Below are 13,616 nucleotides of genomic sequence, written 5' to 3' on the forward strand. Positions count from 1 at the left end.
CCTTGCCTTGCCATCCCGCAAGAAGAAACCACGGAGGACGATCGTGTTCAGGCTCGATGGCAAGGTGGCGCTGGTCACCGGCGCCGGCTCGGTGGGACCGGGCTGGGGCAACGGCAAGGCAACTGCGGTGCTGCTGGCCCGCGCCGGCGCCAAGGTCTACGGCATCGACATCACTGAACCCGCCGCTGCCGAAACGCGCGACCTGATCGCGGCCGAGGGCGGCACCGCCGTCGCGCATCGCTGCGACATGCTGGTGGCGGAGCAGGTCGAGGCTGCGGTCGCCGACTGCATCGCCCGCTTCGGCCGCATCGACATCCTGGTGAACAATGTCGGCGGCTCCGCCCCCGGAGGCCCCGTCGACATGACGGAGGAGGCCTGGGACGCGCAGATCGACCTCAACCTGAAATCCGCTTTCCTTGGCTGCAAGCACGTCCTGCCGCAGATGGAGGCGCAAGGGCGCGGCGCGGTGGTGAATCTGTCGTCCGTCGCCGGGCTGCGCATGGGGACGGGCCGCGTGCACAGCGCTTATTCCGCCAGCAAGGCCGGCATCATCGCCTTCAGCAAGTCGGTGGCGATGGGCTATGCGAAGAAGGGTATCCGCTGCAACACCGTGGTGCCGGGGCTGATGCACACCCCGTTGGTTGAACACCGCTTGGTGCGCCAGCTCGGCGCCAACGACGCGGAGGCGCTGATCGCCCGTCGCAATGCCAGCGTGCCGATGGGGCATATGGGCACCGGCTGGGACATCGCCCATGCCGTGCTGTTCCTGGTGAGCGACGAGGCCAAGTACATCACCGCGACCGAGATCGTGGTCGATGGCGGCTTCACCGCGGCGGGGCCGGTCTGATGCGGCGGCGTGGCCTGCTGGCGGCGCCTGCCTTGCTGCTGGCGCCGGCGGCGCGGGCGCAGGCTTGGCCGTCGCGCCCCATCACGCTGCTCGTCGCCGCCCCCGCCGGCGGCGGCACCGACTTCGCCGCGCGCCTGCTGACGGAACCGCTCGGCCAGCGGCTCGGCCAGTCGGTGGTCGTCGAGAACCGGCCGGGCGGCAACGGCGCGATCGGCATGCTGGCCGGCATCCGCGCGCGGCCAGATGGCCATACGTTGCTGGTCGGCTATTCCGGCACGCTGACCGGCAAGCCGGCGGTGGAGGGCGTCACCGACTACGATCCGGCGAAGGACCTACTGCCGGTGGCACAGATCACCAACTCACCGCAGGTGATGATGGTGCACCCTTCGGTCCCGTCCGCCACGCTGGTCGAGTTCGTCGCCCATGCGAAGGCCAATCCGGGCAAGCTGAACTATGGCTCCGCCGGCAACGGCTCGCTCCATCATCTCGGCTGCGAATTGCTGAAGCTGCAGACCGGCATCGACATCGTGCACGTGCCCTATCGCGGCACCGGCGAGACCATCTCCGATCTGCTGGCCGGGCGGATCCAGTTCTACATGAACAGCCCGCCGCCGGTGCTGGCCTTTTTCAAGGACGGCAGGCTGCGCCCGGTCGCCACCACCGGGGCCGAACGCCATCGCGCCCTGCCCGAGGTGCCAACGATGATAGAGCAGGGCTTCGCGCCGATTCCGATCGACAGCTGGTTCCCGCTGCTGGCGCCGCTGCGGACGCCGGAGCCGATCATCGCCCGGTTGCAGGACGCGTTGCGCAGCGTGCTGGCCGACCCAGTGGTGCAGCGACGGGCGGCTGAGGCGGGGACCTTCGCGGCCTTCGCCGACGCCGATTTCGTCGCCACGCGCATGGCGCGCGAAACCGCGGCCTGGACCGACGTGGTGAAGCGGGTCGGCATCAAGCCGGACTGATCGCCTGCCATTCCTCCAGCGTCAGCCGCGGCGTGATGTGCTGCGGGCAATTCCAATCGTGGCCGGCGACCTCGATCACCACCGCGCTCTCGGCGAGGCTTTCGGCACCGGGCGGCGTCAGCCGCGCCAGCAGGTCGGGATCATCCCGCACCACCCGGGCATGGCCCAGCAGCTTCAGCCGGCGGCGGTTGGCATAGTCCATGAAGAACAGCGACACGCGGTCGTTGTTCGCCAGGTTGCCGACCGAGATGTGCTGCCGGTTGCCATGGAGGTCGGCGAAGCCGATGGTACGCGCATCCAGCACCCGCACGAATCCAGGCGGTCCGCCACGATGCTGCATGTAGGGCCAGCCGGTCTCCGAGACCGTGGCCAGATAGACGCTGTCGCGTGCCTGGATTAAGCCGATCTCGCGCGCGGTCAGCACGCTGTCGTCCCGGCCCTGCGCCGCGACCTGGGCATAATGCGCCTGCGAGCCCAACGCCTGCTGCTCCGCCTGCACCGCCGGCGTGAAGGCGATCTCCGCGAAATGCCTGCCCATGACGGCAAACTCCTCGATGGTCGTGACAGGTGGGTGATTCAGCGGACGACGTGCTTCGCCAGGAAGCCGTCGATCAGCGGGGCGATCTCGGCCGCATGCGTCTCGAGCGCGAAGTGGCCGGTGTCGAACATATGGAACCCTTCGACCGGCAAATCGCGGCGATAGGGCTCGGCGCCGGCGGGCGGGAAGATCACGTCGTTCTGTCCCCAGGTGATCAGCGTCGGCCAGCGATGCTGGCGGAAGGCTGCCTGCCAGGCCGGGTAGAGCGGCGGGTTGCTGCGGTAATCGAGGAACAGGTCGAGCTGGATCTCGGCGTTGCCCGGCCGGTCGAGCCGCGCCTGGTCATGCGTCCAGGCATCAGGCGAGACCAGGGAGGTGTCCGGCACGCCGTTGGTGTACTGCCAGATCGTCGCATCGCGTTGCGTGATGGGCCGCAGCGCCTCCCGCCGCGCCGGGTCGCCCGGCGCGGCCCAATAGGCACGGATCGGGTCCCAGAAGGCCTGCAGCCCTTCCTCGTAGGCATTGCCGTTCTGCACGACCAGGCCGGTCACGCGCTCCGGATGCGCCACCGCCAGGCGGAAGCCGACCGGGGCGCCGTAGTCGATGACGTACAGCGCGTAGCGGGCCAGGTTCACCGCGCCGGTGAAGCCCTCGATGACCCGCGCCAGCCGGTCGAAGGTGTAGGCGAACCCGGCGCGGTCGGGGCTGGAGGAGAAGCCGAAGCCCGGAAAGTCCGGCGCCACCACGCGCCAGCGATGCGCCAGGCGGGGCATCAGATCGCGGAACATGTGCGAGCTGGTCGGGTAGCCGTGCAACAGCAACAGCGCCGGCGCGTCGGCCGGGCCGGCCTCACGGTAGAAGATGTCGAGACCCTCGACCTTCACCGTACGGTACCGGGTCGGGCCGACAGGCTGCGGCTGTGCTGCCGCGGGCAGTGCAAGGCCGGCGGGAAGCGCGGCGGCGCCGGCGAAGAGCATCCTGCGGTTCATGGCTCTGTCTCCTGCCGGGCCATCCGGCTGGGCCGAAGAATGGTCGTTGCCTGGCGGAACAAGAATGCGTTCTGCTAGCAAGTGACTGTTGTGAGGGCTGGAAGAATGGACCGCCTGGAGGAGATGCGGCTCTTCGTCGCGGCGGTGGAGGCGGGCAGCCTCGCCGCGGCCGGCCGCAAATTCGGCCGCTCGCCACCGGCGATGACGCGGATGGTCGCGGTGCTGGAGGAACGGTTGGGCGTGCGGCTGCTGGAACGCAGCACCCGGCGCCTGGCACCGACCGAGGCGGGGCGGCGGCTGGCCGAACATGCAAGGCGGCTGCTGGCCGACTATGCCGACGCCATGGCGGAAGCCGCCGGAGAGGGAACGGCACCGCGCGGGCTGCTGCGCGTCGCGGCGCCGCTGGTCTTCGGCCGGCTTCACGTTGCTCCGGTCGTCACGGCCTTCCTCGCGGCGCAGCCGCAGGTGAGGGCGGAACTGCTGCTCTCCGACCACAATGCCGACCTGCTGGAGGAGTCGATCGACGTGGCGCTGCGGATCGGCACGCTGCGCGAAAGCGGGCTCGTGGCGCGGCGCGTCGGCAGCGTGCGGCGTCTGGTGGTGGCGAGCCCGGGCTACCTCGCCGCCCGCGGCATGCCGGCGGCGCCAGAAGATCTGGCCGGGCACGACATCGTGGTCTTCCGCGGCCGCGCCATCCCGCCGGACTGGCGCTTCACCGGCCCGGACGGGCGCGAGGTCGCCCAGCGCGTGGCGCCGCGCTTCGCGGTGAACGAGGCACGGGCGGCCGTGGCGGCCGCAGTCGCCGGCCAGGGCATCCTTGGCGCGCTGTCCTACCAGATGGCAGAGGAACTGGAGAGTGGCGCACTGGTGCGGCTGCTGCGCGGCTGGGAGACGCCGGCGCTGCCGGTCTCCCTGGTCTTTCCCTCGGCGCGGCTGCTGCCGCCGCGGGTACGTGCGTTTCTCGATTTCGCCGTACCGCGCCTGGGGGCGCTGGCGGTGCTGCGCGACGAGGCTTCAGAACACCGTACCGTCGCTGACGATGCGTAGCGGCGGCCCGCCATCGGCGCGGCGCTCCTGCGCCAGGCGCCGCCCGGCCCACCAGGTGCCGCCTTCCAGCACGCGGGCCAGCGGGAAGTCCTCCGCCGTCAGCGCGAGCCGCGCCCGCACCATCGGCGCGATGGCATCCAGCAAGGCGACGGTCAGCGCCCGCCATTCGACGACGAGGATGTCGCCTGGCGCATGCTCCGCCGCGAACACCGCCGGGTCGCGCGGGCGGATCACGCCCATGTCGAGGAAGAGGCCACCATTGCGGTATTCCGGCAGGCCGGTGAGGGCATCGATCCCCGTCACCGGGATGCCTGCCGCTTCCAGCGGCTCGACCAGCGAATAGGTCAGCCATTGCGACAGCTTGTGGAAGGGGATCAGCCCGGCACTGGCGTCGGCGCGGTGGATGCCGTGATGCCGCCAGCAATCGCCGAGATTGACGCCGTCCAGCGTCTCCCGCCCCGGCCAGATCGGCCCGAGATGGCGTAGCAGGGCGATGAGGATGGCGCGGGCGGGCAGCGCGCCGTCCACCAGTTGTCCGGCCAGCGCGTCGACCAGCCCGCTCGGCCGCGGCGGCTGGACCCGGGCGAAGACCGCCGGCGTGGCGGCCAAGGTCTCGCCCAGCCGGCGCAGCAGCGCGGCGCGGCCCTCGAGGCCGGTCAGCGGATTGTCCGGCCCGACCTGCAGGCCGCGGCCCAATTCCTCCGCCGTCATGCCGCGCAGCCGCGCGGCATCGGCGCGGGGGGAGGTGCCGTCATCGGCGAAGGCGCCATCGGCGAACATCGCCAGGCTGGCCATGGCCAGGCCCTCGGACCGTGCATAGGCCTTGCCGGTCGCGGCATCGCGGTAGCGCCAGGCCATGCCGGCGCCGGCATCGAGCAGGACGGAAACGACGGTCAGGTCGATCTGCGCCCGCAGCAGCGCCGCCGGGTCGTCGCTGGTCGCGGCCGCGATCAGCGCCAGGGTTTCCGCGCCGTCCGGCATGAAGTGCCGCGTGCGGGCATGGTAGGGCACCTTCAGGTCCGGGTGGTTGGTGCGCACCACCTCGGCCACCAAGTCGGCGGTGGCGGCCATCGCCTCCGGCTGCACCACCCAGGCCTGCAGGCGGTTGTCGAGGCCGAGGTCGAAGAGCTCGTGCGACCGCTCGCGCACCGCCTCCGGCGTCAGCAGCGCCGCGGTGGGCGAGTCCTCCGCCATCGTTACATCTCGCCCAGGGCGCGGCCGATGGTGCGCTTGAGGTCCTCGGCGCTCGGTGTCTCGGCCGCGAAGTAGCCGGCGGCTTTCTTCGCCTCCATCTCGACCGAGGCGTCGGGCGGGATGCGGTCGGCCGGGATGGGCACGCGCTCGCCGATCTCGATGCCCTGCGCGACCATGGCGTCGTGCTTCATGTTGGACATCGAGACGAGGCGGTGGATCTTGGTGATGCCGAGCCAGTGCAGCACGTCCGGCATCAGTTGCTGGAAGCGGGCGTCCTGCACGCCGGCGACGCATTCGGTGCGCTCGAAATAGGTCGCCGCCTGGTCGCCGCCCTCCTGCCGTTTGCGGGCGTTGTAGACGAGGAATTTGGTCACCTCGCCCAGCGCGCGGCCTTCCTTGCGGTTGTACACCACCAGCCCGACGCCGCCCTGCTGCGCCTGCCGCACGCTCTCCTCGATCCCCTGGATGAGGTAGGGGCGGCAGGTGCAGATGTCGGAGCCGAAGACGTCGGAGCCGTTGCATTCATCGTGCACCCGGCAAGTCAGCGGCACCCGGCGGTCGGCCAGGTGGGCGGGGTTGCCGAAGATGTAGACCGTGATGCCGCCGATCGGCGGCAGGAAGACTGCGAGGTCGGGGCGGGTGACGAGTTCCGGGTACATGCCGCCGGTCTGCTCGAACAGGGTGCGGCGCAGGCCGTGTTCCGCCACGCCGAAGCGCTCGGCGATGCCCGGCAGCCACCAGACGGGATCGATGGCGGCCTTGGTGACGGAGACGTCGCCGCCGGGATGCAGCACCTCGCCGTCCGGCGTCAGCTCGCCGGTCCCGATCAGCGCGTTCAGCTCGGCCATGTTCAGCCGCGCCTTGGTGACGGCGATGGTCGGGCGGATATCGATGCCCTCGCCGATCGCGTCGCCGAAGACCTCGCCGACCACGGCGCCCCAGGGGTCGAGCGAGACGATCCTGCCGGGTTCCGACCACTGCGGATGCGGCCCGATCGGCGTCACCGGATGGGTATTGGCCAGGTCCGGCCGCTGCAGCGGGGAGAGCGTGCCGGCCGAGACCGCCAGCGCCCGGTAGAGCGAGTAGGACCCGCCATGGGTGCCGACCACGTTGCGGTCGCCCGGCCGGGTGACCGAGCCGATCACCGGGCCGCGTTCCAGTGGCGTCGCCGCGGCCCATTGGATCGGCCAGCGATGCGCCAGCGGCTCCGGATGCGAGGTCAGCCGGATATGGCGGGGCTGGTTGATGCTCATGGGTGGAATGTCGGGCGGATGCTGCGGCGCGGCAAGTGCCACGCCGCTAAGTGTTCCCTTCCAGCAGGCGCCGTAGCCGGTCGAAACGCGCATCCGGGTCACCGCCGAAGCGGAAGGTCCCGCTGGCCCGCAGCACGGGGGTGCCGTCCGCGGTGACCAGGCACTGGCCGAACAGGGTGCTGCGGGTCACGGTCAGCACCTCCGGTCGGGCTTCGACCCAGGCGCCTAGTGCCGCCGGGGCCAGGAAATCGGTAGTCAGCGACACCGTTACAAGGAAGCGGCTGAGCCGCGCCACGTAGTTGCAGCCGCCGGCCAGGACGATGTCGGCGAAGCCCGCCAGCATCCCGCCGTGGCACTGGCCGGCCGGATTGCTGTGCCGCGCTTCGACCCGGAATCCGATGGCGACCGTCTCGCCTTCCGGCCTGGCCCAGAAGGGGCCGATCAGGCTGTTGTAGATGCCGGGGTCGTGCCCCGGCATCCGCACGAACCCGGCGGGTGACTGCATCAACAGCCGAGCTTCGCCGCGAGGTCCTGGAAATCCCGCCCCACCGCGTCCCAGGCCTCGCTCGGCGCCAGGTCACCGGACTGGCCCGGCCCGTGCTCGGTCGGCCGCGGCACGAAGGCGGTGGCGAGGCCGACGGCGCGCGCCGCCTTCAGGTCGCCGTTGTGGGCGGCCACAAGGCAAAGCTCCGACGGGCGGATGCCCAGCACCTCGGCGGTGCGGGTATAGGCCTCCGGCTGCGGCTTGTAGGCCTGCACCACCTCGGCGCCGAGGATGGCGTCCCAGGGGATGCCGGCGCGCTTCGCCATGTTGGTCATCAGCGCGATGTTGCCGTTCGACAGCGGCGCGATGATGAACTTGCGCTTGAGCCGGGTCAGTCCCGCCACCGCCTCCGGCCAGGGGTCCAGCCGGTGCCAGGCGCGGTTGAGGTCGTCGAGCGCGGCTTCGCCAAGCTGGGCCGGGTCGATGCCATGGTCCTGCAGCACGCCGTCCAGGTTCTCCCGGTGCAGGACGTCGAGCCGCGTCCAGGCGCGGCGGCCGCTGCGGCATTCCTCCATCGCCGGCTGGTAGCGCTTGCGCCAGGCATCGGCGAAGGCGCGGGGGTCGATGTCGCGCCTGCCGAGCTGCGCCAGGACCGGCGCGGCGTCGCGGGCGATGCCCTCGCGCCAGTCGACCACGGTGCCGAAGACGTCGAAGACCAGGGCCTTGACGGTATCGAAGCGGGTCATGCCTTGTTCTCCTGGGCCCAGCGCGCGTCGAAGTCCCAAACTTCTGGGAAGCCCATCAGGTCGGTCATGCGCTTGAAGCCGTAGCTCTCGCCGATCGCCGCGCTGTCGCCGGTGGCCTTCAGATGGGCGAAGGCCTTTTCCAGCGCCGCGGCGGCGGCGAGGAAACCGATGGCCGGGTAGATCGCCATGGCGTAGCCGATCTCGGCCAACCGTGCCGCGGGCAGGATCGGCGTGCGGCCGCCCTCCACCATGTTGGCCAGCAGCGGCTTGGTGATCGCCTTGCCGATCGCCTGCATCTCCGCCTCGGTCTCCGGGCTCTCGACGAAGATGACGTCGGCGCCGGCCTCCTCGAACATCCTGCCGCGGCGGATCGCCTCATCCAGCCCGAGCGTGGTGCGCGCATCGGTGCGGGCGACTATCAGAAAATTGGGGTCCTTGCGGGCCTCCACGGCGACGCGGATCTTCAGCGCCATCTCCTCGGCCGGGATCACGCGGCGGCCCGGCGTATGGCCGCATTTCTTCGGCATCTCCTGGTCCTCCAGCTGGATGCCGGAGACGCCCGCGGCCTCGTAACCCATCACGGTGTGGCGGACGTTCAGCAGTCCGCCATAGCCGGTATCGGCATCGGCGATCACCGGCGTGCGGCAGCCGCGCGCCATGGTGCCGACGCGGCCGACCATATCCGTGTAGGTGGCGATGCCGGCATCGGCGACGCCGAGATGCGAGGCAACGGTGCCGAAGCCGGTGACGTAGAGGCAATCGAACCCCATTCCATCCGCCACCTTGGCGGAAATCATTTCGAAGATGCCGGGAGCGACGATGAAGCGGTGCGCGGCGAAGGCGGCCTTGAGGCGCGGATCGGCCATGTGTGTCTTCCTACTGCTCTTTCTTGATGTGTCCCGCGGCGGCGGCGGCGGCCCAGAGCCGGTCCTCCCGCTGCGCCGCCTGGACCAGGCCGGCGGCGGGGCGGAGGTCGGGCTCGATCCCCATCGTGGTGAAGCGTTGCTTCAGGGTCTCGTCGGCAAAGGCGCGGGCCAGGGCCTCCTGCAGCCGGGCTACCACCGCCTCCGGCAGCCCGGCGGGACCATAGAGCCCGACCCATCCCGAGAAGTCGAAATCCGCCACCCCCTGTTCCTGCACGGTCGGGACGTCGGGGAAGAAGGGCGTGCGGGTGGCGGTGGAGACGGCGAGGACCCGCACCCGCCCGGTCTGCATATGCGGCATGGCGCTGGCGGTGCTGGTCCAGCCGACCGGCAGGTGGCCGGCGACGATGTCGTTCATCAGCTGGCCGCCGGAGCGGTACTGCACATCCGCCATCTCGACCTTGGCGCGCCGCGCCAACTCCTGGCCGATGAAGGAGGAGAGCGATTCCGTGCTGCCGGTGCCGACCTTGCCCGGATTGCGCCGGGCATGGTCCAGCATCGCGCGCAGGTCGGCATAGGGCTGTGCCGCCCCGGTCGCCAGCACCATGGTGTTGCGCGACAGCAGGGCGACCGGGGTAAAATCCTTGATCGGATCATAGGGCAGCGAGGGCAGGAAGTAGCGGTTGGCGACATGGGTGGAGACCACGGCCATCAGCGTATGCCCGTCCGGCTCCGCCCGGGCCACGAGCTCCGAGCCGATGACGCCGGCGCCGCCGGCCCGGTTCTCCACCACCACGGGATGCGGCAGGGCCGGGCGCAGCGCCTCGGCGATCGCCCGGCCGAGCAGGTCGGTCCCGCCGCCGGTGGCATAGGGGACGATCAGCCGGATCGGCCGGCTCGGCCAGGCCTGAGCCCAGGCATCGACAGGCGTCTTTCCGGCCAGCAGGGCAGGGACGGCCAGCAGCGTGCGGCGGCCGAAGGGCATGGATCGTTCTCTCCCGGTTCGGCGGCGAGTATCGGGCTGCGCGGGATGGATGCAAGGCCCCGGCTTCCATGCCAGGATGGCCTGGGAGAAACCAGGAGAGACCCATGCCCGATGCCAGCGGCCGCCCCATGGCGGCCAGCGCCGTCGCCGAGATCGAGGCGGTTATCCAGACCTATTTCGATGGCCTCTATGAAGGCAACGTCGACAAGCTCGCCGCCGCCTTCCATCCGGTCAGCCACCTGTATTGCGAGAAGGATGGCGGCGTGGTGGACGTGCCGCGCGAGGACTGGTTCGCCGCGGTTCGCACGCGGGAGAGCGCGGCGAGCAAGGGCCTGAAGCGCGACGACCGCATCCTGCTGCTGGACATCAGTGGGCCGGAGACCGCCTTCGTGAAGGTCGCCTGCCAGCTGCCGCCGCGCTACTTCACCGACTACCTGGTGCTGAACCGCACCCGCGAGGGCTGGCGGATCGTCAGCAAGGTCTACCGCGCCGATATCCGCGAGTAGGGATCAACCCCGCCGGTCCACCAGGCCGGCGGGGGTGGCGCAGAGATGCGTCAGCGTCCGGTCGGCATGCCGCATGCGCCAGGACAGCATGCGCGCTTGCGCTTCCGACAGCAGCCCGGCATGCGCCGGGTCGGCCGCCAGGTTGCGCGTCTCCCGCGGGTCCGCCCGCAGATCGTACAGCACCGGCGGCAGCGCGGCGAAATGGACATATTTCCAGTCCGCCGTGCGCATGGCGCACATCGCCGCCTCATCCACGGCGAGGCCGAAGGGCGGCCGGCGCGGGTCGGGCCAGCCGCCGCGCAGGTCGTATTCGAAATGCACTGCGTCGCGCCATGCCCTTGGCGTCTCGCCGCGCAGCCAGGGCGTCAGCGGGAGGCCGTCGCAGGCCCGCGGCACCGGGGTGCCGAGCCAGTCGAGGATCGTCGGCATCAGGTCGACCGCCTCGGTGAAGGCCTCCACCCGGGCGTCCTGCGGCACGTCGGGACCGGCGACGATCAGCGGCAGATGGTAGCTCTGGTCGAACCAGCCGAGCTTGCCGAGCAGCCCGTGGTCGCCGAGCTGTTCGCCGTGGTCGGCGGTGAAAACCACCAGCGTGTCCTCGGCCTGGCCGGTCTCCTCCAGCGCCGCCAGCACCCGGCCGATGGCGTCGTCCACCTCGGCGATCAGGCCGTAATAGGCGCGGCGGGTCAGAGCCAGTTCTTCGGCCGAGAGCGGCTGCACCTTGCCGGTGGCGCCCTGGAAGTAGCTCGACCGCTTCTGGTGCTGGAGCCAATGCGCCACCAGCGGGTGCTGCGCCGCCTCCGCCGCCAGATCGGCGCAGCCGATCGCGGGCGGGATCTCGCCCACCGCCGCATGCCAGGGCGCCGGCGCGGCGAAGGGCGGGTGGGGGCGGAAGAAGCCGCAATGCAGCACCCAAGGCCGGTCTTTCCGGCTGGCACGGAGGAAGTCGATGGTCTTCTCCGCCGACCAGGCGGTGTCGGAGGCATGTGCCGGGATGCGCGCCGGTGCCGCGGTCGGGCCGGGCGGGCCTTCGGCCGCCATCAGCGCCATCGGGTTGGGCGGCAGCGCCACGCCCTTGGCGCGGACCCAGGCGAAGTAGTTGCGCCATTCCACCTCGTCGAAATGCGCGGCAACGCGCCAGCCTTCCTGCACGTCGCCCCATTCGGCGAAGCGGGCATCCTGGGCTGTGGTGGCGCGCGGGTCCGGCACCGTGGTGGTATAGCCGACCAGGCTTGGGTCGTGGCCGGCGCGGCGCAGTTCCAGCGCCAGGTTCGGGTGCCGCGCATCCAGCGGCACGCCGTTCGCGACCACGCGATGGTTCATGACGTAGAGGCCGGTCAGCATCGAGGCCCGGGCCGGGCCGCAGGGCGCGCTCTGGCCGAAATGCCGGGTGAAGCTGGTGCCGCGCCGGGCCAGGGCATCGAGCTGCGGCGTGCGCACGCCGGGATGGCCAAGCCGGCCGAGGCAATCGCCCCGCCACTGGTCGGCTATGATCAGCAGCACGTTCCTGCGGCGGGCCATGCGCTCTGCCTTTTCGTTGTTTGATGGGCTCCGCGCGCTGGAAGCGCCGGCAGCGGGCCAGAGAACGGCCGATCCGTGATCGTTGCGCATCACTGATCGGACTTGCCTGAAGCCGGTTCCTGCCATCGCGGCCGACAGGCCGCAACTGACCCCTTGCTGCACCCGTCGTGGCTTTCTCCGCGTTTTGGGTCCCGTCGGCGCCTTCATCATCGGCATCCGCGCGCCAACGGCGCAAACTGCGGCGGCGCACATCGCAGTCCCTGCCGGCACCTCGCCCGAAGTCGATCTCCGGGTCGTCGTCACCCATCGCGCGGTCCAACATGGGGCAGGGCACGCCGACTGGCCTTGCCCGATTCGCCACCGAGGAATTCGGCCAAGGTCACCACCGGATACCCTTTTCTAGGGTGGGCCTAGGCGCGGTCGGGTCTGGGGCGATTTCTCCACCGGCGGCAGCCGCGGCTGCCGCGAATCCAACCCCTGGTGCCCGACGCAAGACGGCGAAGCCTGATTCGCCGCCTGCGCTTGCGGACTTGTGGTGAAGACGCCCGAAGCCCGACGTCAGCTGTTCGGCCGCAGCAGATAGGGCGCGCCGGACCGCTGACAGATGCCGCGGATCAAATCGTCCAGCGTGTCCGGTACCGGCACGCCTTCGGCCAGACGCTTGGCGCGCATGATGTCCTCGGGCTCGCCCGGCACCAGCACCGGCTCGGCCGGATCAGCCGGCGGCGTCGCGTGCAGCACGTCGAGGATATCGTCCAGGTCGCTCTCGAAGGCGTTCTCCTCGCGGAAGGCCTTGGGGTCGAGAGCAAGGAAGAAATGGCCGATATTCTGCCCCTGGTCCGGTGTCCAGGTCCGCTTGTGGATCGGCGAGAAGGCCGCGCCCACCAGCGTGCCGCCGAGGATATGCACCAGCATCGCCAGGCCGTAGCCCTTGGCGCTGCCCTGGTTCTCGATGCCGCCGAGCGGGGTGATGCCGCCTTCCTTGCGCTCGAAGACATAGGCATTGCCCTCGTGCGGATCGGTGATGCCCTGGCCAGTGCCGTCCACCACCCAGCCGGGCGGCAGGGGCGCGTCGTTCAGGTGGTGCACCTTCACCTTGCCGGCGGCGACCGTCGTCGTCGCCATGTCCAGCACGAAGGGCGGGTTGCGCTTGGCCGGTGCGGCGAAGGCCAGCGGGTTGGTGCCCAGCACCGGCATGGCGGCCCGCGTCGGCACCATGGTGATGCCCTGCGCCGAACTGGTCACCATGCCGATCACGCCGCGCGCCGATGCGATGCGGGCATAGGCGCCGGCCGCGCCGAAATGGTGGCTGTTCACCACGCCGACCACGCCGATACCGTGCGCCAGCGCCTTGTCGACCGCCATGTTCATCGCCAGCGCCGAGACCGGATGGCCGAGCCCGTTGCCGGCATCCAGCAGCGCGGTCGGGCCGGTGTCGCGCGCCACGCGGGGCTGCGCCTGCAGCTTCAGGCGCCCGGCCTGCACGCCCTGCTCGTAGGTCATGAGCATCGACAGGCCGTGGCTGTCGACGCCCATCAGGTCGGTCTCGACCATGACGTCGGCAGTCGTTTTCGCGTGGTTGTCCGGCATGCCCCAGGCGGTGAGGATGGCGTGGATCTGCGCCCGGATGGCATCCGCCGGCACCGGCCGGCCGGAGGTGACGTTCTTGGCCATTGTCTTG

General features: G+C 70.6%; 14 protein-coding genes. 4 read left to right on the top strand and 10 right to left on the bottom strand.

The features are described 5' to 3' along the window. Positions 1-43: 43 nt before the first annotated feature. A complete protein-coding gene (locus ACFQS7_RS07750; protein ID WP_380066465.1) occupies positions 44-847 on the top strand; it encodes an SDR family NAD(P)-dependent oxidoreductase in 804 nt (267 codons plus the stop codon). After that, positions 847-1,809 (top strand): Bug family tripartite tricarboxylate transporter substrate binding protein, encoded by a 963-nt coding sequence (locus ACFQS7_RS07755; RefSeq protein WP_380066466.1) that lies wholly within the window; start codon positions 847-849, stop codon positions 1,807-1,809. Before ACFQS7_RS07750 ends, ACFQS7_RS07755 begins: the two co-directional genes overlap by 1 nt. On the opposite strand, the gene ACFQS7_RS07760 is transcribed toward ACFQS7_RS07755, so the two are convergent. Both ACFQS7_RS07760 and ACFQS7_RS07765 read right to left on the bottom strand, forming a co-directional pair. After that, complete coding sequence (locus ACFQS7_RS07760) at positions 1,796-2,347, bottom strand: pyridoxamine 5'-phosphate oxidase family protein (protein ID WP_380066467.1); 552 nt, start codon at positions 2,345-2,347, stop codon at positions 1,796-1,798. The two genes, ACFQS7_RS07755 and ACFQS7_RS07760, sit on opposite strands and share 14 nt — an antisense overlap. A 38-nt stretch (positions 2,348-2,385) precedes the next feature. After that, complete coding sequence (locus ACFQS7_RS07765; protein ID WP_380066468.1) at positions 2,386-3,336, bottom strand: alpha/beta fold hydrolase; 951 nt, start codon at positions 3,334-3,336, stop codon at positions 2,386-2,388. Positions 3,337-3,441: 105 nt separating this feature from the next. Between ACFQS7_RS07765 and ACFQS7_RS07770 the strand changes: the two genes are divergently transcribed. Further along, a complete protein-coding gene (locus ACFQS7_RS07770) occupies positions 3,442-4,383 on the top strand; it encodes a LysR family transcriptional regulator (protein ID WP_380066469.1) in 942 nt (313 codons plus the stop codon). Here ACFQS7_RS07770 and ACFQS7_RS07775 read toward each other — a convergent pair. The 6 genes from ACFQS7_RS07775 to ACFQS7_RS07800 are packed head-to-tail and all read right to left on the bottom strand — an operon-like array spanning position 4,351 to position 9,908. Beyond that, positions 4,351-5,577 carry a URC4/urg3 family protein gene (locus tag ACFQS7_RS07775; RefSeq protein ID WP_380066470.1) on the bottom strand — a complete coding sequence of 409 codons (1,227 nt, stop codon included), beginning with the start codon at positions 5,575-5,577 and terminating at the stop codon, positions 4,351-4,353. The two genes, ACFQS7_RS07770 and ACFQS7_RS07775, sit on opposite strands and share 33 nt — an antisense overlap. A 2-nt stretch (positions 5,578-5,579) precedes the next feature. Then, entirely contained in the window at positions 5,580-6,830 is a 1,251-nt protein-coding gene (locus tag ACFQS7_RS07780; protein WP_380066471.1) for a GTP cyclohydrolase II, read from the bottom strand. 46 nt (positions 6,831-6,876) lie between these two features. Further along, positions 6,877-7,335, bottom strand: a complete 459-nt coding sequence (locus ACFQS7_RS07785; RefSeq protein ID WP_380066472.1) for a PaaI family thioesterase — start codon at positions 7,333-7,335, stop codon at positions 6,877-6,879. Further along, a complete protein-coding gene (locus tag ACFQS7_RS07790) occupies positions 7,335-8,060 on the bottom strand; it encodes a haloacid dehalogenase type II (RefSeq protein ID WP_380066473.1) in 726 nt (241 codons plus the stop codon). Before ACFQS7_RS07790 ends, ACFQS7_RS07785 begins: the two co-directional genes overlap by 1 nt. Further along, positions 8,057-8,926 (bottom strand): oxaloacetate decarboxylase, encoded by an 870-nt coding sequence (locus tag ACFQS7_RS07795; protein WP_380066474.1) that lies wholly within the window; start codon positions 8,924-8,926, stop codon positions 8,057-8,059. Before ACFQS7_RS07795 ends, ACFQS7_RS07790 begins: the two co-directional genes overlap by 4 nt. Before the next feature lie 10 nt (positions 8,927-8,936). Continuing rightward, positions 8,937-9,908 carry a Bug family tripartite tricarboxylate transporter substrate binding protein gene (locus tag ACFQS7_RS07800; RefSeq protein WP_380066475.1) on the bottom strand — a complete coding sequence of 324 codons (972 nt, stop codon included), beginning with the start codon at positions 9,906-9,908 and terminating at the stop codon, positions 8,937-8,939. A gap of 104 nt (positions 9,909-10,012) precedes the next feature. Between ACFQS7_RS07800 and ACFQS7_RS07805 the strand changes: the two genes are divergently transcribed. Next, positions 10,013-10,414: a nuclear transport factor 2 family protein gene (locus tag ACFQS7_RS07805; RefSeq protein ID WP_380066476.1), complete on the top strand. Its 402-nt coding sequence runs from the start codon at positions 10,013-10,015 to the stop codon at positions 10,412-10,414. A 3-nt stretch (positions 10,415-10,417) separates the two neighbouring features. Here ACFQS7_RS07805 and ACFQS7_RS07810 read toward each other — a convergent pair whose 3' ends face one another. Next, positions 10,418-11,935 carry an alkaline phosphatase family protein gene (locus tag ACFQS7_RS07810; RefSeq protein WP_380066477.1) on the bottom strand — a complete coding sequence of 506 codons (1,518 nt, stop codon included), beginning with the start codon at positions 11,933-11,935 and terminating at the stop codon, positions 10,418-10,420. 558 nt (positions 11,936-12,493) lie between these two features. Further along, positions 12,494-13,609: an Ldh family oxidoreductase gene (locus tag ACFQS7_RS07815; protein ID WP_380066478.1), complete on the bottom strand. Its 1,116-nt coding sequence runs from the start codon at positions 13,607-13,609 to the stop codon at positions 12,494-12,496. Positions 13,610-13,616: the final 7 nt, after the last annotated feature.

Source organism: Dankookia sp. GCM10030260 (genome assembly GCF_042666655.1).
GTDB lineage: Bacteria > Pseudomonadota > Alphaproteobacteria > Acetobacterales > Acetobacteraceae > Paracraurococcus.